Here is a 21,407-nt window from a genome sequence, read left to right as displayed (position 1 = left end):
AACTTAATTAGTATTTATAATTTTTAATTATTTTGCATAATGTATATCTTACCATATGACTATCTATTGTATAAATTATTGTTTCAATTTTACATAAAAAAATTCCCCAGACTTTAATATATAAAGCCTGAAGAATTTATTTTTAGTTATTCTTCATCTCTTTGATGAATCCATACTAAATATGCATTCATAAATCTATCGATATCACCATCCATTACAGCACCAGTATTACCTGTTTCTTCACTTGTACGATGGTCTTTAACCATGTTGTATGGGTGGAATACGTAAGAACGAATTTGACTACCCCAGCCAATATCTTTTTTCTCACCACGAATGCCTTCAAGCTCTGCCATTCTCTCTTCTTCTTGCTTTTCAAAGAGTTTAGCTTTTAACATTTGCATAGCTTTTTCACGGTTTTGAATCTGTGAACGTTCATTTTGACATTGTACAACAACACCTGTTGGCATATGTGTAATACGAACGGCAGAGTCTGTTGTATTGATATGCTGTCCACCGGCACCTGTTGCACGGTAAGTATCGATACGTAAGTCCTCTTGTTTAATTTCAATTTCAATCTCATCTGTAATCTCTGGGATAACATCACAAGATGCAAAAGATGTATGACGTCTACCTGATGAATCAAAAGGAGAAATACGCACTAAACGGTGAATACCTTTTTCTGCTTTAAGATAGCCATAAACATTTTCTCCATTAATCTGGATTGTTACAGACTTCACTCCAGCCTCATCACCTTCAAGGTAATCAAGAAGTTGTACTTTGTAGCCCTTTTTATCAGCCCATCTTGTATACATACGATAAAGCATACTTACCCAGTCACAAGCTTCCGTTCCACCTGCACCTGCATGTAAGGATAAAATAGCATTATTTGCATCATAATCTCCGTCAAGGAGCGTTGCAATACGCATAGATTCATACTCATTGACGAAAGTATCAGCCTCTGAGCTTGCTTCATTTGCTAACTCTTCATCATCTTCTTCTTTTGCCATTTCAATAAGTGTCATCACATCTTCATAGCTACTAGAAAGTGCATTGTACTTGTCCACTATATCTTTAAGCCCTTTTAATTTTTGAAGTGTACGTTGGGCTTTCTCCATGTCGTTCCAAAATTCTGGCGAACCTGAAAGTTCTTCGAGCTCCGCTATTTCTTCATTATGTTTAGCGATGTCAAAGAGAGTTCCCCATTTCCATTACTTTTGCATTATAAGGCTCAAGAGATAGCCTTAGTTGATCTAAATCTAACACAATTATCACTTCCTTTTTCGTTTCATTATAGCCTATTATAGCATACTCTTTATATTAATACATCTAAGCCTTTATCTGAATAGGTATTTCTAATGTAAAGCAGCTTCCCTTACCATATTCTGAGGTTATTTTGATTTCTATATTCATGGTATTTGCTAAAGATTGTAGTAGGCTCAGTCCAATACCACTTCCATCAATACTTCTTCCTCTTACATCACTGCTTCTAAAGAAACGATCAAATATTCTCTTTTGGTCTTCATCTTTAATTCCAATACCCGTATCTTTTACACTGATTTTAATTTTTTTATTTTCTTGTTCTACCTTAAGAGTAATCACGCCACATTCTAATGTGTATTTAAAAGCATTCTCAAGCAAGATGGTTAGACATCTCTTCACCTTTACTCTATCCCATTCTACCCATGTAGACTGCAGTACCTCACTTTTTTCTAGTATGAATCTTTTATCCTGAATTTCACTTATATCTTCATAGAACTCACTTATTTCTTCAATAAATTGATTTAGTTCTATCTTCTCTACATTTAGATGGGTTCCTACATCTTCTTTAGATAAGAAGAGTAGGTCACTATTTAACTTTTCGAGTGCATGGACTTCATTCATAACCTGAGCTAGTTCTTCAAAGTGTTCTTCTATTTGATCGGTTCTATGTCTACTTAAAAGTTCTAATTGCCCTTTTATAACAGCTAGTGGTGTACGCATCTCATGAGAAGCATCTTGCACAAAAAATACCTGTTGGTCATAGGCACGTCTAATAGGTTTAAGGACTTTATTCGCTAAGTAGGTAGCGAGTCCAAAAGTCACCAGTAAGAGAATCAAAAGACTTAACCAAGTAGCTCTTACCAGTTGTTGCACAGATTGAAGTTCAGCATCTACATTTAAAAGTAATTGCACAACTAAACCCTCTTTTATAAAGCTAACACCTCTATAGTAATACCCATCACTATCAAGTGTAATAATACCTTCTGTTTCTTCACTTGGGAAGCTTGGATATTTACCTTCTCCAAAATAAACATGTGGGCTCTCATCCACTACTTCTCCATCTTTCCATACAAAACTAATAATATCCGGTGTAAGTGGTGCAGGTAAAATAACTTCTTTATATTCACCTTTGCCTTTTATAATTTTTTCATTGAGTATCATGTTACGATGGGTTAAAAGTTGTCTATCTACATTAGCAAACAAACGTGCACGATAAAAAACTTGAGTAAGCATGGCTAATGTTAAAAGGCTTACAAGTACTATACCGAAGCTTATTCCTATAATCTTTTTCTTAGTGGTCTTAAAAATATCTTGTCTACTCATATTATTCAACCTTATCATCTAATATATAGCCCATCCCCCTCTTGGTTACAATGTATTTATCATATTTAAAAGGGCTTAGACATTTTCGTAATCTACTCATATATACTTCAATAATATCTATAGATGCATCACTATTATATCCACAAATTCTCTCAAAAATTTGTTCTTTGAAAAGTAGTATACCTTGATTTAACATTAAGTACTCCAACAGATGAAAGGTCTTTTCATTTAACTCAACCTTTTGATCTAATACCCATACTTCTTTTTTATTAAGGTCTATGACCAAGTCCTTAAATTGAATATGGTTCGAACTTGTAATTTTACCTAAGCTTTTTAAAATAACGTAGAGCCTTGCCTTTAACTCTTCCATAAAAAATGGTTTTGTTAAGTAGTCTCTAGCACCTAAATTAAATGCTTTAAGCTTATCCCCTAAATCTTCTTTTGCCGTTAGTACAATCACACCTATTGGCAACTTTTTCTTCTCTACATAACTTAATACACTTAATCCATCTTGTCCTGGTAACATCAAATCTAAAATCATTAAGTCATAGCTTTCTGCATCTAAATAGAGAATAGCCTCCTCTCCTGTGTAAACAGGTTGAATACTAAACTCCTCTTCTAAGTACTTCACAATATTGTGACTTACCTTTTGATTATCTTCTACAAGAAGTACGCGTATCACACTTTCACCTCTTACTGTATTGTTTTCATAGATTTATAAACATAAAGAACTACATCTGGTTGATAATCATCTATATAATTTAATAAATCTTCTTTAAAATATCTTGTATCAATCATTCTAGTCTCTTCAAACATAGTAGAAAGAAAAGCTGAAAAAGGAAGTGCAAAAGAATCTTTTACAATTAATACTTTCTTTCCTTCTTTTTGAAGTTTATTTTTTATGATGACTTCTGGATAATCGCCTCCAAAGTAACTTGCATATCTATTAGTATAAACACTTTCCTCCTCATCTAACAAGCTGTGTTTGAGTATGGTTTCCTCAAAAGTTCCTGCATACGTTGTACTTGAATCACTTTTATTGATAGTGACTTCATAATCTGTATTAAACTTTGGCGTGATGAGAGTATAGTTATCTACGCCTGCGTATAGTCTCCCTACACGTCTACCTTGTGAACCTAAGAAGAAGTTTTTATAAGTCTTTTTATTGTAAGATTTTAAGTCTGTATAACTCCCATCTTGATTTAAATCTAAGCTATATCTTTCATTTAATATCTGAGTAACTTTATCGGTTGCCCAAAAAGCTGTCTCTGTTCTCCAATGGTGATCCGTCTTAAAGAATAAAGTCGATAAGTCTAAACCATCCTTTTTAACATTCTCACGCAAATCTATAAAGTCTATATCATTTTCTTCAAGCTTACTTAAAAATTCATCTGTATTTTTCTTAGAGTAATCCACTACTGATGGTGGTAATGTTGTATAGTCTTCTATAACCTTAAGAGGTGTTTGTACGAAAAGTAGCGGTATTCTCTCTTGTTTTAGTGCTTCATTTATCTCTACTAACCCATTTAAAGGTTGTTCATAATCAAATGGGAACGTAATAAAATGTAAATTCTCATCTTGGTCTTTCACAACTACATTGGATGGATTAGCATCCCTAATATAATCCCTACCTAATAATCTCTCTGTTAATCCATAAAGATCAACATAAAGTTCTTTCAACCAGAAGTTATCTGTTACGCCCTCTTCCATCCCCTCTGTAAACCCACTGACAAGACTTTCCCCAGAAGGATTGGACGTATATTGATCTTTAATAGAATATATCACTGAGGCAGCAATTGTCTTACCATTTTTAAGAACAGTCATACCCCCTCCTAATAAAAGTGCTATACAAAATAAAATAATCGTCCAATACTGTATTTTTTTCATTCTGCTATCTCCCTCCTAAATTTCTTTTAATCCAATAGTCTACTCTTAAGTTCTTACCTATTTCTAAGCATTTGCTTTATTTTTGTACAACAGTTTAGTATTAAAAATTGAAATAGATGAAAGGATTGTAGCTCCCTTTAACGAGATAAGCTACTGCAATAACTGTTACGATACTTAATCCTACTCTATAAATAACCTGTAAACTTGTATGTTCTGTTAATTGATATCGATCTACCCATTCTTTAAGAGGTAAGCAACAAATAGCACCTATAATAAGCAATATAAAGTTCTCTTGTAGATATAAGTTGGCTAAACTTCCTAAGAAGGTCACTTGTTCGAATCCAAACATCACTTTTAAGTACTGTATCGCTTGTATTAAAGAGTCTGCTCTAAAGAATACCCATCCGATTAACACAAGTAAGAGGGTATAAATATGTCCTACAAATGGTAACTTGATTAATTTCTTTTCTAATCCCCCAACCTTCTCTGTCATTATAAGTAACCCAAAATAAAGTCCCCATACAATAAATGTCCAGTTGGCACCATGCCATATACCTGTTAATCCCCATACAATCAATAAATTACATATAAGGCGACTTTTCTTGGTTACACGGTTACCCCCTAAAGGAATATATACATAATCTCTAAACCATGAGCCTAAAGAAATATGCCATCTTCTCCAAAACTCAGAGATGGTCTTTGCTGTATAAGGTGCTCTAAAGTTCTCACAAAAATGGAACCCAAACATCCTTCCAAGTCCTATAGCCATATCTGAATAACCACTAAAATCAAAGTATACTTGAAGCATATAGCTTATTGCGCCTAACCATGCAAATACTACTGATAACTGCCCATCTGGTAATCCAAAAGCTTTATCTGCCACTAATGCAAAGTTATTAGCTAAAATAACCTTTTTACCTAACCCTTCTGCAAATCTTATAACCCCTTCTGCAAAGTCCTCTACGTTCTCTCTCCTTTCTCTTAACTCCTCTGCTACTGTCTCATAACGTACAATAGGACCTGCTATAAGTTGAGGGAAGAAAGCGATATAAAGTCCCACATCTAATACATTTTCAAGTGCTCTCCCTTTACCTCTATAAATATCTATAACATAAGATATACCTTGGAATGTAAAGAATGATATACCTATTGGAAGAATTACATTGGGAATATTCCAATCTAGTTTCAATACACTATTGCAAGTCGCTACAGCAAATCCTAAGTATTTAAAAATACCTAAAATACCTAGATTAAAGACCAACATAGCTACAATCATGATCTGTACCTTACGGCTTCCTTTTGGCAAGCTTTCTGCAAACCTTCCAAATACATAGTTCCCTAAGATACATACTAAAAGTAATACGATATATTTAGGCTCTCCCCATGCATAGAATCCAAGACTCACACACAGTAGAAAGTAATTTTTCCATTTTCTTGTACGACACAATCCATAATAAATTAATAAAATACAAGGTAAGCAAATAAATAAAAAGATAATACTTGAAAACAGCATCCTTCATTCTCCTTTATCATTTCAGTTTGACTGTTATTAAGTATATCTTCCTTAGCTGAACAAAAGCTGAATACACAAAAAGCTCCTTCTTATGCCTATTAAGGCGTTTTAAGAGGGAGCTTTGCTCTATAATTATCTTATTTTGTTATTTTAAATTTTCATAGCTTGCTCTGGTTCTATTTGCTTATATTGTTTCGCACGTTTCCAAAATAGCATCAGGCAAATAAAGAACATAATCATGCTACCTAATAAGATGAAAAAGGCTAAGCGCATGCCTATTAAGTCTACTACTTTTCCAAATACTAGATTAAATCCTATATCAAATAATGTGGCAATACTAATAATCATACCCGTTGCAGATGCAATGCATTCTTTTTCATAGTAATTTTGAAGCATTAATACAAGGGTTGGATATAAAATAGAAAAAGCTAAGCCTGCACTACTTAATACAACGACTGTAGAACTTCCTCCTACTATACCTATCCCATATAGAATAGTGGCTATTCCACCAAAGATTATAATACTTCTTTCTACACCTAACTTCTGTACAACAGGTGCGAAAATTAGTCTTCCTACCGTTATACCGCCAAAGAAAATAGAAAGTAATACCGCTGCCTGGTTTGTTTGAATCCCTAAACCATTAATGCCATAAAGTAAAAACCAATTAAGTATACCGTGTTCTGCAATAAAGTAAAAACCAAAAATTAAAATACAATAGATAAAAGCTGGATTTTTTAAAATGCTCTTATAAGAGATGGACTCTTTTTCTTTTTGAGTAACCTGAGGCATATTAAAGAAAAAGAGAATAAGCATACTCACTAGCGCCCCACCTAGTAATACACCATTTACTAGCTTCCAGTTTACAATATCAACTGCTGCTCGACCGACTATATTTTGTGCGCCACTTGTTCCTATTCCTTGAACAAAGAAAAGGATATTTACAATAAGCCCTGGTGATGCAGCAAAAATAACAGGTACTAAAATATTAATCGTTGTATTCATCAACGTAGATGTACCCATACATAAAAACATTCCTACTAACAGTAAAGGGTAGCTCTCACTTGTTACAAAAAGTAGTGCACCTATCATCCATACGCCTAGTGTCATCAAAAAGACCTTTTTCTTATTGAAGCGATCGAGCAAATTGCCACCACATAATAAGAAAACTAAATTGCCCAAATAACTTACTGTTACAATGAGAGATAGTTCTGTTGTAGACAGACTAAAATGGTTTTGAAATACAGCTGAAAAAATACCTCTTAGACTATCACTTGCACCCAAAACAATCATACATAATCCAAAACCTATAAAAGCTATATATCTTTTATGTTCTGCTATTTTCTCTTTCATCTTAGACCTCATTTATTTGTTTAATATAAATAAATTTCTAAAGCTCAGCTTGTTTTAACTTCCTCTGAACTTTAGAAATCGTTAGGTTTACTCTATATTCTTGAAGATAGGTTTTCTCTTCTCAAATGTTGTAATCGTTTTAAAACCTGCTGCTTTTATAACTTCTAATCCTTCTTTGACTGCACACCCTATGTGTTGTAAGTAATGTCCATCACATCCTACTGTAATGATTTCTCCACCACAGGCTTTATACAGCTTAACAAGTTCTAGATCAGGCATAGACCTTTTCATAGGTTGAAAAAATCCTGATGCATTGACCTCTATCCCTTTTCCTCTATGAATCAATAGTTTATAAAGCGCTTCTACTCGCTCCTTAAAAAGATCCATATCTGGGTAACTTCCCAATTGGTTATAGGCATAACGCATAGGATATGTAATATGTCCCATTACATCAAAGTCATAAGAGGTAGCCAGTTCTATTAAATAATCTAAATAGCGTTCATATACCTTACAGATATCCATCTTAGAAAAATCATACTCTCCTACATCTAAGGCATCTTCTAAGTTATGTACAGAACCTATAATAAAATCCAATTCATAGTTTGCTAGGAAGTTTCTATATTCATCTGGCGAAGCTTGAGGCTGACCAACTTCTATCCCCGCCCTTACAATAAGCTTATCCTTATAAGTTTCTTTAGCTCTTGCAATATCTTTATACAAATTTACAAGATCCAACTCCCTACTATACTTTTTATCTTGGAACATATCATAATGATCTGTAATCGCAATCTCCTTAAGTCCTTTTCGGATTGCTTCTTCACAAAGGACATGTATTTCTTCATGTCCATCAAAAGAGTATTTGGAATGCATATGATAATCTGCTAAGTACATCATCTATTCTCCTCTACGTAAATTAGATTAGCGGATCTCTTCTATGTAGTCTAATCCTTTTATATGTTCTAGTTCCACTAGAATACTATTATGATCCTTTTTTGTACCTAAGTCTAGTTCCATTGTTACTGCTACATCTTCACTTTTAAATGTATTTTGGCCATCCCGATGCATAGAGCGAATAACAAACTCTTTAGACTTAATATATTCCATGACCTCAGTCATTCCACCTTCCGGACTTAATTCCATATATATTTCAAGAACTCTATTATGTTTTTCTTGATATCTACTGGCTTTTTCTAGTACTTTAACTGCAACCATAATAAGGATAAAACCTACACATGCCCCATAAATAAATCCTGCTCCAATTGCAAGTCCTAATGTTGCTACAGTCCAAAGACTTGCTGCTGTTGTAAGTCCCTTAACTTGGTTCTTACCTGTTACAATAATTGTTCCTACCCCTAGGAAACCTACACCACTAATAACTTGTGCTGCCATACGAGATGCATCTATTGTATCTCCACTACGTACACATAAATACTCATTGGTTACCATAGCCATTGCAGCACCTAAACAAACTACAGCAAAGGTACGTATACCTGCTGTCTGCCTTTTAGTAGCTCTTTCTGCACCTACTATTCCACCTAGAATAACAGCTAAACTGAGTCGTAATAATATAGAAGCATAATTAAATTCTTCTAAATACTCCAAGATGCCTACCATCCCTCTTCCTTCTTTCTGTTTTAATCCTCAAATAGCTCAACTGTCACTACATGCTCCATAAACTTATAGCGGAACCTCACCACTGTATTATCTTTTTCTATTTTGAAAGTCCCTTTATTTGATGAACCACTTCTTGGATAGGTATCATAACAATAAGTTGCTGACAACGTTCCATAAGTTGAAACAGCATAATCGAACTCACCTGCAAATGGCATCACTACAGAAAGTGTATACGTATTGTCCCCTATATAATACATACGTGTCACTTCACTATTTGAATCATTCTGTACTGCACCTACATGTGGTTGAAAACTACCATAAACCACTACCTTCTCAGGAAGTTTCATCCCTGTTTCTTCATCATAGACTTCATGGCATCCATAGTGAATAAGATCGGATGGATTAGCTGCTTGCTTTCTTAGCTCATTACCAGTTTCCCATAGCTTCTTAACTGTCTCTTCTTGACCAAATCCCATTGGGCAAGCTTCGCTCTTCGTATTGATTTGATAATAATCTTGAGTATCCCATTCACCATTATCAGCTCGTTGCATTTTAACTGCCGCACTATTTAGTGTTCTTCTAAATGGTACTTCGAAGTAGGCATTAGGATTATTAATAGCCGTCCATTTATAGGAATACTCTAGGAAGTGACTTTGTCCTTTTTCATCTTGGTTTGCAAACCAACCAATCTGATCATACCCCCACCAATCTTTCCATGCTCTTTCCTCATAAGTATAGTCATCAAAATTATCCAGAACCTTACCGCCCCAGTTATCATACTCCATTAAAAATGGCATTGCCTCTGCTGACCAACCACTTGGGCTTTCTCCACCTTCACTAAAGCCTTCACGTACCATTACCAGTTTTTCACCTTCTCTATCAAGTAGAGGTACTCTTGTAAATGGCATCGCATTGTAATCTAATAAGAGTTTGCCATTTATACTAATACCATGGCTATGTGCATCCATAAGTACTAAATGACGTCGTCCATGAATCTTGGCATAGTCACGAATCATTTGCATTAATTCTTGCATCTTCTTCATGCCATGATCATTTGCTGTATAAAGATGAATTTGTCCCATATGTAGTGCTTCATAACCTGCATCTATATAACGTGTCGCACGATAATAGAACCACATTCTTGCCTCTAAGCGATTGAGATCTGGAATCCCACCTTCATCTCCCCAAATAAACCCGTTTGGCTTCTCTGGGAAAAGCATATCAGCTACTCTAAACCCTCTATCTTCTACTGGTAACCCAAAAGCTTCAAATACATAAGCCGGTACTTTAAAGCGATCTTCATAAAAATAAACTGCTTCAAAAATACAAGCTTGTAAAATAATTTCTGGGTCTACTTCGTGTACACGATCAGCTAAGTACTTAGATTTTGCGAAATGCTCCTCATCACATTCATCTGGCTCCCATATACCTGAAGCACGCCCAACAAACTTTACACCCATATTTTTAAGTGCTCTAAGGTCATCTTCTAATGTTTTGGTATGAATAAAAAATGCTGCAGATACAGAACGTGATAAATAGTTTTCTAAGACTTCTTTTGAAATTGTCGTATCAAATGTATAGTTTTTCATGCTGTCCTCCCTAACTTATTCTAAATATTATTTTACTCTATTCTAAAACTATAAAATTCTACCCTTTAGCAATCTCTCAAGCTTCACTTACTTGTATGCTCTAAGTAAGAAGCTATTGTACTTGCTAGCACACCTGTGGCTCCTTTTTCTTTCGTACTGATATCACTTCTACATACTGCGGTTCCCACTACATCTAAATGAATCCAAGGTAGTCTTTCTTCTATGAATTCTTCTAAGAAACAAGCAGCCACACTCGCCCCTGCCCCGTATCCAGGTGCATAATTGATAAGGTCTGCTGTCTTAGTATTTTTAAGTAACTTATGATAAATTGTATCTAGTGGAAGTCTCCATACTTTTTCTCCTGACTTATTGGCATAGGTTAGAAATTCTTGATAGAACGCTTCATTATTTGAAAAAATACCGGATATTTCTGTTCCTAATGCACCTTGGCAAGAATACGTCAATGTTGCTAAATCTATAAGCTTGGTTGCCCCTTGCCTAATGGCATAAGTTAGTGCATCACATAAAATAAGCCTACCTTCAGCATCTGTATTCCAAATTTCTACTGTCTTACCAGACATGGTTGTAATCACATCTCCCATCTTAGTCGCTGCTGGACTAATGACATTTTCAACCGCCGGTATAACAGCTAAGAGATTGGTTTCACATTTTAATGCTGCCAGCATTTCAATAACTGCCAGCACATTGGCTGCACCACACATATCATATTTCATACCATCCATACCATCTAAAGATTTAAGATGGTAACCTCCAGCATCAAACATAACACCTTTTCCGATAAGTGCATTAAGTTCTTTCTCCTTAGAACCTTGGTACTTAAGAACTACTAAATTGGCTTCTTTATCACTTCCTGCATTAACAGATAAAATACCTCCACAATTTAATGCCTGTAATGCTTCATTACCTAGCACTTCACACTCTAAGCCATAGTGTGTAGCAAGCTGTTTAGCATATGCACTAAATTCCTTAACATGTAGGTAGTTATTAGGAATATTAGCGATTGTTCGTCCACGATTAATGGCTTTACCATACACCATGCCTTTTTGAATCACATCTTTATAATCTGTGTTCATTACAAGTGTGATTGTTAAATCTGATTTTTCATCTGTTAGGTGTTCTCTTAATACAAAAATATTTTCACTCGTTACCTTTGTTAAATGTTCTTTATTAAAATGGTAAGCACCTTCATACAAAGCCTCTACAATGATCTGAATCATTTCACTCTGTAAGATGCCTTCAATATGTAAATGCTCTAATAGGATTTGACAGTTTTGATTATTTGTTTTTCCAAACTGGCTAAATATATTTCTAACATCTTCTAACGGATTAACTTGTTCTCTTATAATAGGTAAAAACTCTAGTTGAACCCATGTTTGATTCATATAAATTACAGGCTTACTTTGTTCTTTTATAAAAGTTTCTATAGGAAATTCTTCTTTTAAAGTTGGAAGTAAAAGTCTCAGCCACTCCTCCTTGATACCCTCTTCTTTTAAATAAGGTATCACAATATATTCAGTTTCTTCATTATAAGTGAGCGTCGTACTTTGGGTAATCTGCATCTTTTACTTCCTCCTTTAATTTATTTTAAGTTAATTGATATAGTTTTGATTTCATAAGGTGTCACTTCTACTGCAATAGTAGAAGTTTTTGCTTCTTCTATTGCATTTTCTATTAAGTTACATTCTTGCCAACTTACGATCTCTAATCCACTTTGTACATTCACTTTTGTACGTCTTCCCATAAACTCATGGAAACGTAAGATGATTTGATCTCCTCGTTCAGCAAGCTTAATACAGTCTACTTCAATATTGGCTTGATCAAAAGCAAAAAGTGATTTATTCATAAGCTTGCATGTACCTTCTAATGCATTTAATGGGTTATTTAAATCAAAAGCTTCTTGCTCAATATTTGCCTCATACCATTCAGTGCTGTGAGGTAAAATCGCATAGGTAAAAGTATGATTGCCTAAATCAGCACTATAATCTGGATCTATTGCTGACTTAATAAGAGATATACGCATCACATTTTCTTTAATGTCATGACCATATTTACAATCATTAAGAAGGGCTACACCATAACCTGTTTCTGATAAGTCGATCCATTTATGTGCAATGACTTCAAACTTAGCAGCTTCCCAGCTATTGTTTCTTGTAATAGGTCGTCTAATATTACCGTATTGGATATCAAATCTTGCATCTACTGCACGTACATCAATAGGGAATGCAGCTTTTACAAAGCGCTGACGTTCTTGCCAATCCACTTCTGTTTTGAAATCAATACGTTTCTTATCAAAGTAGAGGCACATAGTTTGTCTAATCTCTGACTTATGGTAAGTCCATGTAAAATCTACAAAGATACCTAGTTCATTTTGTCTAACTTCTACTGCTTTTAAGCAGGTTACCTCTTCCATCTTAAGATCAATAGTTGCTTCTAACTCCCAAGCATCAAAACAACGAGGTTTATCTTCAAATACTTGAAGGACATTTCCTTTTGCACCTACTGGCAAGACCTCACGCTTAGCTTCTTTGTCATAGATACTTATAAGCTGCCCTGCTTCATTCCAGCTAATACGGTAATAAGGTGTCTCTACTTCTTGTGTATTAAGTTTTAATGGGAATACTGTATCACAGTTATTTACCTTTTTAATTGTAGTAAAGGCAAATGGTTTCATACCTTTTATAAGGACTGTTGCCACACTACCCTCTACTGCACTCTTTAAGAGATTGCCCTCTTCATTTATAAAAGTATCTCCTTCTTGCGCACCTTCTACTGTAATGTAGCTATCTCTTGTCCAGTTACTATTATTAAATACAGTGTAAGTTCCTTCTTCTTCTGTCATTAAACTTACTTTAACTTGTTCCATTGCATTATCCAGTAGCGCCTTTGCTTGTGCATACTCAAGACGGCTATCATCATAAACTTCTTTAATTGATGAACCTGGTAAAATATCATGGAATTGATGACAAAGTACAATCTTCCATGCTTTTAATAAATCTTCTTTATTATAAGAAACTCCTTTGAGCTGATGTGCAAGGACACTCATAATTTCTGTATCTCGTAAGAAGTTCTCTAGCTTACGATTCATACGTTTGTTATAGCCTTGTGAAGTATAGGTCCCACGATGGAATTCTAAGTAGAGTTCTCCATCCCATGTTGGAAGATAGCCATTCATTTCATTGTTGGTGATTGTCTCATTGAGTCTTCTAAAATAATCTGTAGCTGTTTCCACTTTGACACTTGGAATACCAGGAATCTGGTTAAGTGTAGAGATTGTTTTAATCATATCTCTGTTTGGGCCACCGCCTCCATCACCATATCCATAAGAAATAATGAGGTCATTGTTAGTATCTTTATTGCTATAGTTATCCCATACGCCTTTTACAGCATAAGGTCTAGAATCTCCATTGTAAGTGTAATAGCTATCGCCTTCATCTGTTGTTGTGATAAAGTGTGCTGTCACTTCACTACCATCCATTCCCCTCCAGGTAAAGGTATCATATGGCATCTTATTCATATCATTCCAGCTGATTTTGGTTGTCATGAATGTATTGACACCAGATTTCTTAAGAATCTGTGGCATAGCCCATGAGTAACCAAATACATCAGGTAGCCATAGGAATTCACTCTCATAATTAAACTCATCTTTGAAGAAGTTCTTACCTATTAAGATTTGTCTTACAAGAGATTCTCCTGATACAACATTACAGTCACACTCTACCCACATAGCACCTGATGGTTCCCATCTGCCTTCTGCTACACGCTTTTTGATATGTTCATAGATATCCGGATAATCATTTTTGATATATTCATAAAGCTGAGCTTGTGACTGTAAAAAGCTATAATGATCATATTTGTCCATTAAGCGATTCACTGTTGAGAAAGATCTTGCTGCCTTTTCTCTTGTATGGCGTAGTCTCCATAGCCAAGCTACATCAATATGCGTATGTCCTAACATACTCACACTTACATTTGGCTTGCCGCGTCCATCCATTTTACTACTTAAATATTCGTAAGCTTTTTTTGTACTCGCATAGAATGCTTCTGACTTTGGTTCTAAGTAATCTACTAATTTAAAAGTTTGAACAAGCTCACTCAGTAACCATTGTTTGTATTCATTGTTATCGTCTAGTAGTGCATGAGTTTCTAATACGCTACGTGCTAAGAAATAAAGATCATCTGTAGGATGGTCCAGTACACCAAACTGTGCACGTACAATTTCCATAGCCATATCATGAGGTACGCCACCTCCACTTAGCCCTGACCATACTCGGAACTTAAGATCTAACTCTAATCCGTTTTCACCTACTTCTAGGAAGATTTCTTTATGATTACCATCTACTCCTTGATAAGGTTTACCATTTAAATAAAGTAAACTTTCAAAGTGACTGTTATTTCCTGTTCCAACAGGTACACCAAAATCAAATAGCCCTATCACTTCTTCATCTTTGAGTGTCTCTGGGATACTAATTTTTGTACATAACCAGTTATATTGATCCCAGCCTTTCCATCTAAATCCAGGTGTTACTGTTACTGGTTCTCCTTGTGGCATACGATTACCTACTGTCCCATCATCTGTATACCAATTAAATGAAGCAATATCATGGAGATTTCTATATCTAAGTTCTTGAAGTTCTTCGATTAAATTGTTAATGCGTCCTTTATTATGAAAGTCAAATGGCATATGTATTCTCCTTTAAGTTTACTTTAATTAAAAAGCCCACCATAAGCTTGGTCGTATTTTTCTACAAGTACTTTTGCAAGTGAGTATGAATTAATAAGTGGATGTAATGTTAATGCTTGTATTGCTTTTTCTTTAGATTTTGTAAAAATTGCTTCTACTGTTAGTTTTTCATATAACTTAATAGCATGAATAAGGACATTGCAGTACTCTGGTACTTCACCAACTGCTACTGGATGGATGCCTTCTTTAGAAACGTTACAAGTTACTTCAACCACATCTTCCGGTGCTAAGCCTGCCATACATCCTTGGTTTTGTACAGAAAGTACAAGATGTCTACCTTCTTCACTTTGTAAACCTTCAATACAATCTAGCATCACACCAGCATAACCTATACCATCTGGAACTTGTAAATTACCTCTTTCTATCTCTGCTTTTTTGTTACTTCCTGTTTCAATACTCATATAAGAACGTTCTCTTACTTCCATGTAGTAAAGGAAGATTTGAAGTGCTTCTTCTGGTTGTTCATCTATATTAATACGTTTGAGTTCTTCCATCATTTGTATATTTACAGCTTCGATTGTCTTACCACGTGTAGCACCTGATTTAAGAATGTTTTCTAATGCTTTTTCTCTATGATAGTAGTAATAAAGATACTCATTTGGTAAGAATCCAATTTGTCTAAGTAGATCTGGATCAAACATAGAAAACTCCTGAATGCCATTTAAGAAAGCATCGTCATTTAATAATGTAGGTAGCATCTCCTCTTCGTATCGTTTCACACTACTAATCCAAGAAAGATGATTAAGTCCAAAGAATTCCACATATAAATCTTTTTCTGCTACATCTAGGGCATGTGCCATACGGAACTTAGTACTACTTGGTGCATCGCAAATCCCTATAATTTTGTCATATCCCTTACTTCTTAGTGCTTGTGTCACAAGACCTGAAGGATTACTAAAGTTGAAAATCCAAGCATTTGGTGCGTGCTCTTTAATGAGTTCACAGTATTCTATAAGTACAGGAATTGTACGTACTGCCATAGAGAATCCACCTACACCTGTTGTCTCTTGACCAATCACTCCTGTTTCTAATGCAATGGTTTCATCTACAACTCTTGAGTGGTCCCCACCTACGCGAAGTGTTGTAACAATATAATCCGCTCCGGTAATCGCTTCTACTGCTTCATATGCAACTTCTACTTGTAACGTTTCATTTCTACGTTCTACAACATGTTTGCAAAGCTTACCTATGATCTCCAATTTCTCTCCGTCTATATCAAAAAGAACAACCTTATTAATGTTTAAAGCTTTATAACGATCTAATAATCCATTAACAAATATAACGGTACGAACACCTGCGCCTCCAATAACTGCTATTTTCATGATATCTCCTACCTTTCTTGTTTTGAAATGAATTCTAATAGCTCATGTTCTTGTGGGAAACCTGTATTACCACCTAATTGTGTTACAGATAATGCACCACATCCATTACCGCATTTAAGGCTTTCTTCTACACTCTTACCCTTTAAAAATCCATATACGAATCCTGCATTAAAGGAATCTCCAGCTCCAGTTGTATCTACAGCCTTCACTGTATAGGCACAAGCTTCATAAATTTCCCCATTCTTTATTGCCATTGAACCTTTCTTTCCTAATTTAATCACTACTAAAGAACATGTTTGTGAGAAATCTAGAGCAGCATCTATAGCTGTTTGTTTACGACTATAGTGGATAGCTTCTGTCTCATTCATAAAGAGTACATCTATGTAAGGGAAGAGTTCATAAATACCTTGATACCATTCTCCAGCATCATCCCATCCTAAATCAAAAGATACAGTAACTTCATTCATATCTTTTACTCTTCTAAGAAGTTCTAAGTACTGATGATGATTTTTAGTGCCTGCATACCCCGTTACATGAATATGTCTAGATTGTCCTACACCTTCAAGATCTATCTTGGATAAGTCTATCTCATCATTAGTCCCTCTATAGGTAAGGAAAGAACGATCTTTTTCATTAGTAAAGCTAATTGAGATACCTGTTTTATTCATACTGCTTGTAGCAAGTAAAGTATCATCTACATTTTTTATGTGAAACTCATCACGTATAAACTTACCATAGCAGTCATCTCCAATAGTTCCTTGAAATACAGGATTTAATCCTAACTTTCCAATGCCTAATGTAAAGACTGCAGCGCCACCACCCACATAGGTATTCATTATATCTACAACATCCTCTTGCCCTGGTAAAGGAAACTTCTCTACACCTGGAATTACAAGGTCAATATTAATATCACCATAGACATATACATCCCATTTTTTCATTTTCATTCTCCTCTATCAAAAAGGAGCGCTGCGCTAACTTGGCTTAGTGCAACGCCCCACTTATTTTCATGTTTAAGTTATTTACCACTTCTTATCCTTTTACTGCTCCAATCATAGCACCTTTAGCAAAATATTTTTGTACGAAAGGATATACACAAAGGATTGGAACTGTTGTAACAATAACTGCAGCCATCTTTAATGAGTCTGATGTTACAGCACTATTAGCTTGTGCAATTGCTTGTGATGCTGTTGTAACTTCTTGTGAAGAAGCCATTGCTCTTGATAACATTTGTTGAAGTACTGTTTGTACTGGCCATAATTTACTAGAATTCATGTAAAATGCACCTGAGAACCAATCATTCCAATGTCCTACTGCTGTATATAGTCCTACTACTGCAATAACAGGCTTACTCAGTGGTAAGATTATTTGAGTATAAGTTTTAAAATAACCACACCCATCTAACTTAGCTGATTCCTCTAAGCTATCTGGAATAGATTCAAAGAATGTTCTAACCATTAATAGATTTGTTACACCTACCATTCCTGGGATAACATATACCCAGAAAGAGTTTAATAATCCTAAATTTTTGTATTGAATATAAGTTGGAATCATACCACCACTAAATAACATAGTGAATGTAATCATCATTGTTATAAGTTTTCTACCTGGCAAATCCTTTTCTTTAAGTGCAAAGGCTGCAAGTGATGTAACAATTAAACTTAATGATGTTCCTATTACTGTCCTTCCAATTGTAATACTGTATGCTTTCATAATTTTGCCATCTGCAAATACTTCTTTATAGTTATCTAAAGTAAATACACGAGGCCAGAAATAAATACCACCTTTTGCTGCATCAGCTCCATCATTAAAGGATAAGGCTAATACATTGATGCAAGGAACTATAATTGCTAAGCATAGTGCGATAACAACAAAATATATAAATGCCTGAATAAGTCTGTCACCTAAATTTTCTTTAATTTTTGTTTTCTTTACCTTTTTCACTTTTTCCATGTACTCCTATATCCTTTCTTTTTTATTATGCCTCCACTACCAAAGTAGTAGAGGCATAATGATTAATTCACTGGATAGAAATTGATGCTTTCTTTATCTTCTGTATAAGTCTCTGTTAAGTAATCTCTAAATTCTTCTAAACCAGCTTTTTGAAGTTGTGTACGGAAACCTTCTACAATGTTTTGTACTTCTTTTTCATTTGGTGCATACATTGCTTGAACAAGCATTTCTCTATAGTCAAGTAATGACATTTGTGCTTTTACTTCTTCTAAACCTTCTGATGAAAGGTAAGCTGTTGCTTTTAATCCTGGTACAAGTTTTTTCTTGTATGGGTAATCTGTCGCAATTTGAATTGCGCCTTCAAAGCCTGTTCCTGCAGATGCGCCTGGACGACTTTCTCCACATTCTTCAAGCCAATCAAGGTCTGTCATAACATATTCCCAGAATACTACACCAGATCCACCAAATGATGCACCTACATTGTTAATTAACCATTCTGAATCACCATTATTTAAATGTTCTAATACTTCTTCTTTAACCACTGGTTTACCATCTACTAAATCATAATGAACACCTTCAACTCCGTAATTTCCTAACATTTTACCTTGTGGAGTTGATAAGAAATCAAAGAATGCAAAGATTTCTTCTGGATTTTTTGAATCTGCTGAGATAGCCCAAGCACCATAACCTGTTTTACCACGAACAGTTCTTGCATTATCTCCTGTGTAGTCATCTAAAGGTCCTAGTGGTACCCAGTCACCTGTTTGATATACAATCTCTTTGTAGTTATGTACGTCTGCAATAATAGCTGAGTTGTGTGTTTCTGATACTTCAGCTGCACGTGTTCCATCCATTGTAAAGAACTCTGGATTAATTAAATTTTCAGCTAATAATTGTCTTACAAAGTCAATTTTCTTATAAACATAATCTGTTTCAACTTCATGTTTGATTGTTCCATCTGTATCCATGTTATAACCATCACTTACTCCCCAGTCATAACCACGAACAATATAATCTAAAGTATCTTTTGAACCACCCCAGTATTTAGGTCCTAATGGATAAACTGGTTGACCATGATCGTCTGTAAAACCACCATTTTTAATATCTACTAATAATTGATAGAATTGCTCTTGTGTTCTAATTTCACTTGGATTAATACCAAGTGCATCTACAATATCTTTTTGGATGTACATTCCACCTACATATTCTTCTTGTGGATTGAATTCTAGTGTTCTATCCACTGCTGGAATAGAAAGTTGCATGATGTATGCACCGTCTAAGTCATCTCTAAAAGTAATATTTTTATAAGCATCATTTGGAAGATAGCCTTCTTCTAAATACTTCTTATATACTTTTGAGTTTTTCATATACTCTGTTACATCAGCAAACATCCCCTCTTTTGCTGCTTTATGTAATAATGAAAATTCTGGTCTTGATGAATCATTTAAGTACGTAACAACTACATCTGGAATACTACCTGATGCAAGATGAGAAGCAAGAACTGCTGCATCGTTATCACCTGGTGTATATTGAATCTCTACATCAATCCCTGTAAGTCTTTTAATTTCTTTTCCAACAGGTGTATCACTTAAATTATTTGGTAGTGAATAACCAATATCATCTACATAAGCTTGAACTACAATTGTACGGTCTGCAATCCAAGTATCTGGTTTGTCACTTGTGTCTACACTCGTATCTGTACTCGTACCGTTACTGCTACCACCACTACTTTGTGCACAACCTGTTAAACTTCCCATTAACATCGTTGTTGCCATTGTTGTTGCTACGATTGATTTAAAAACTTTCCCTTTCATCTTATTACCTCCTCTTATTTATTTACCATAGTCCTACTTCAGTGAATTTTTTGGATAACTTATTACAAATAATAACAAGTATTAAACCTACAACACCTTGAATTAAACCAATTGCTGTTGCATATCCAAACTGTCCGCCTGCTAGACCAATACGTACAACGAAAGTATCTAGCGTATCTGCTAATGCCATATTACCTGGAGTTCTTAATAAATAAATTTGTTCAAATCCAGAAGAAAGAAGACCACCTACACCCATAATAAAGAGTAGACCAATTGTTCCTCTAATACTTGGCAATGTAATATGCCAGATTTTCTTAAGTTTTGAACAACCATCCATTTCTGCTGCCTCATAAAGAGCTGTATCTACAGAGCTAATTGCAGCTAAGTAAATGATGGAATCCCAACCAATGTTTCTCCATAAGTCCATAGAGAATAGAATTTGGAAGAAGTATTTAGCTTCCATTAGGAAGAATGTGCTAGGGTCTCCTCCCATTGAACCAATAATTTGGTTTAGTACCCCAGTATTTGGAGCGAGCACTCTTTGCATCATTGTTACAATAATTACTGATGATAAAAAGTGTGGTAAGTAAGTTATAGTTTGCACTGTCTTTTTGAATTTCAAATTGCGAATTTCGTTTAACATCAATGCAAGAAAAATAGCAAACGGGAATTCTAAAATACATTTGATAAGACCAACCGTTAATGTGTTACGAAGTAGTCTGACACAATCATAACTACTAAAGAAGGTTTTAAAATATCTAAGTCCTACCCAAGGGCTTCCCCATATACCTTCTCTAAAGGAATAATCCTTAAATGCTAACACAATACCTGTCATTGGTACGTAGCAAAGTAAGATGAAGTAAATAATAGCAGGTAATAACATTAAATAAAGTGGCCAATACTTCAAGACCTTTTTCCATTTTGGTTTTGCCTGCTCTGTCTTACATTCAGCTTTTGCAGCAATAACACTACTCATGTAACTCCTCCTTCGTGTCGATGTGTTTTAATCTACCTTTATGA

General features: G+C 34.9%; 16 protein-coding genes. All 16 read right to left on the bottom strand.

Annotated features, from left to right (window positions below):
* Positions 1–146: 146 nt before the first annotated feature.
* A protein-coding gene (gene prfB, locus BN2390_RS05425; RefSeq protein WP_198524856.1) for a peptide chain release factor 2 occupies positions 147–1,263 on the bottom strand; the annotation gives its coding sequence in 2 pieces (ribosomal slippage) (positions 147–1,187 and positions 1,189–1,263; 1,116 coding nt in all).
* A gap of 63 nt (positions 1,264–1,326) precedes the next feature.
* Positions 1,327–2,583 (bottom strand): sensor histidine kinase, encoded by a 1,257-nt coding sequence (locus tag BN2390_RS05420; protein WP_198524855.1) that lies wholly within the window; start codon positions 2,581–2,583, stop codon positions 1,327–1,329.
* 1 nt (position 2,584) lies between these two features.
* Complete coding sequence (locus BN2390_RS05415; RefSeq protein WP_053983338.1) at positions 2,585–3,265, bottom strand: response regulator transcription factor; 681 nt, start codon at positions 3,263–3,265, stop codon at positions 2,585–2,587.
* An 11-nt stretch (positions 3,266–3,276) separates the two neighbouring features.
* Entirely contained in the window at positions 3,277–4,470 is a 1,194-nt protein-coding gene (locus BN2390_RS05410) for an alginate O-acetyltransferase AlgX-related protein (RefSeq protein ID WP_053983337.1), read from the bottom strand.
* A gap of 100 nt (positions 4,471–4,570) precedes the next feature.
* Positions 4,571–5,983: an MBOAT family O-acyltransferase gene (locus BN2390_RS05405; RefSeq protein ID WP_053983336.1), complete on the bottom strand. Its 1,413-nt coding sequence runs from the start codon at positions 5,981–5,983 to the stop codon at positions 4,571–4,573.
* Positions 5,984–6,133: 150 nt separating this feature from the next.
* Positions 6,134–7,333, bottom strand: a complete 1,200-nt coding sequence (locus BN2390_RS05400) for an MFS transporter (RefSeq protein ID WP_053983335.1) — start codon at positions 7,331–7,333, stop codon at positions 6,134–6,136.
* A gap of 87 nt (positions 7,334–7,420) precedes the next feature.
* Positions 7,421–8,227, bottom strand: a complete 807-nt coding sequence (locus BN2390_RS05395) for a histidinol-phosphatase HisJ family protein (RefSeq protein ID WP_082238599.1) — start codon at positions 8,225–8,227, stop codon at positions 7,421–7,423.
* A 24-nt stretch (positions 8,228–8,251) separates the two neighbouring features.
* Entirely contained in the window at positions 8,252–8,947 is a 696-nt protein-coding gene (locus tag BN2390_RS05390; protein WP_053983333.1) for an MgtC/SapB family protein, read from the bottom strand.
* A gap of 20 nt (positions 8,948–8,967) precedes the next feature.
* On the bottom strand, positions 8,968–10,536 hold the full coding sequence (locus BN2390_RS05385) for a hypothetical protein (RefSeq protein WP_053983332.1): 1,569 nt from the start codon (positions 10,534–10,536) through the stop codon (positions 8,968–8,970).
* An 83-nt stretch (positions 10,537–10,619) separates the two neighbouring features.
* Positions 10,620–12,116 carry a leucyl aminopeptidase family protein gene (locus BN2390_RS05380; RefSeq protein WP_053983331.1) on the bottom strand — a complete coding sequence of 499 codons (1,497 nt, stop codon included), beginning with the start codon at positions 12,114–12,116 and terminating at the stop codon, positions 10,620–10,622.
* Positions 12,117–12,136: 20 nt separating this feature from the next.
* Positions 12,137–15,238, bottom strand: coding sequence for an alpha-mannosidase (locus BN2390_RS05375; protein ID WP_053983330.1), 3,102 nt, complete (start codon positions 15,236–15,238; stop codon positions 12,137–12,139).
* 23 nt (positions 15,239–15,261) lie between these two features.
* A complete protein-coding gene (locus BN2390_RS05370; RefSeq protein ID WP_053983329.1) occupies positions 15,262–16,620 on the bottom strand; it encodes a family 4 glycosyl hydrolase in 1,359 nt (452 codons plus the stop codon).
* A gap of 8 nt (positions 16,621–16,628) precedes the next feature.
* Positions 16,629–17,561 carry a carbohydrate kinase family protein gene (locus tag BN2390_RS05365; protein WP_053983328.1) on the bottom strand — a complete coding sequence of 311 codons (933 nt, stop codon included), beginning with the start codon at positions 17,559–17,561 and terminating at the stop codon, positions 16,629–16,631.
* A gap of 91 nt (positions 17,562–17,652) precedes the next feature.
* On the bottom strand, positions 17,653–18,573 hold the full coding sequence (locus tag BN2390_RS05360) for a carbohydrate ABC transporter permease (protein ID WP_053983327.1): 921 nt from the start codon (positions 18,571–18,573) through the stop codon (positions 17,653–17,655).
* Between the two features lie 62 nt (positions 18,574–18,635).
* Entirely contained in the window at positions 18,636–20,387 is a 1,752-nt protein-coding gene (locus BN2390_RS05355; protein WP_053983326.1) for an extracellular solute-binding protein, read from the bottom strand.
* Between the two features lie 22 nt (positions 20,388–20,409).
* Positions 20,410–21,363 (bottom strand): ABC transporter permease, encoded by a 954-nt coding sequence (locus BN2390_RS05350; RefSeq protein ID WP_053983325.1) that lies wholly within the window; start codon positions 21,361–21,363, stop codon positions 20,410–20,412.
* Between the last annotated feature and the right edge of the window lie 44 nt (positions 21,364–21,407).

The sequence above is a fragment of the Niameybacter massiliensis genome, assembly GCF_001282685.1.
In the GTDB taxonomy this organism is placed as follows: domain Bacteria; phylum Bacillota; class Clostridia; order Lachnospirales; family Cellulosilyticaceae; genus Holtiella; species Holtiella tumoricola.
This window is presented reverse-complemented; position numbering and strand designations above follow the sequence as displayed.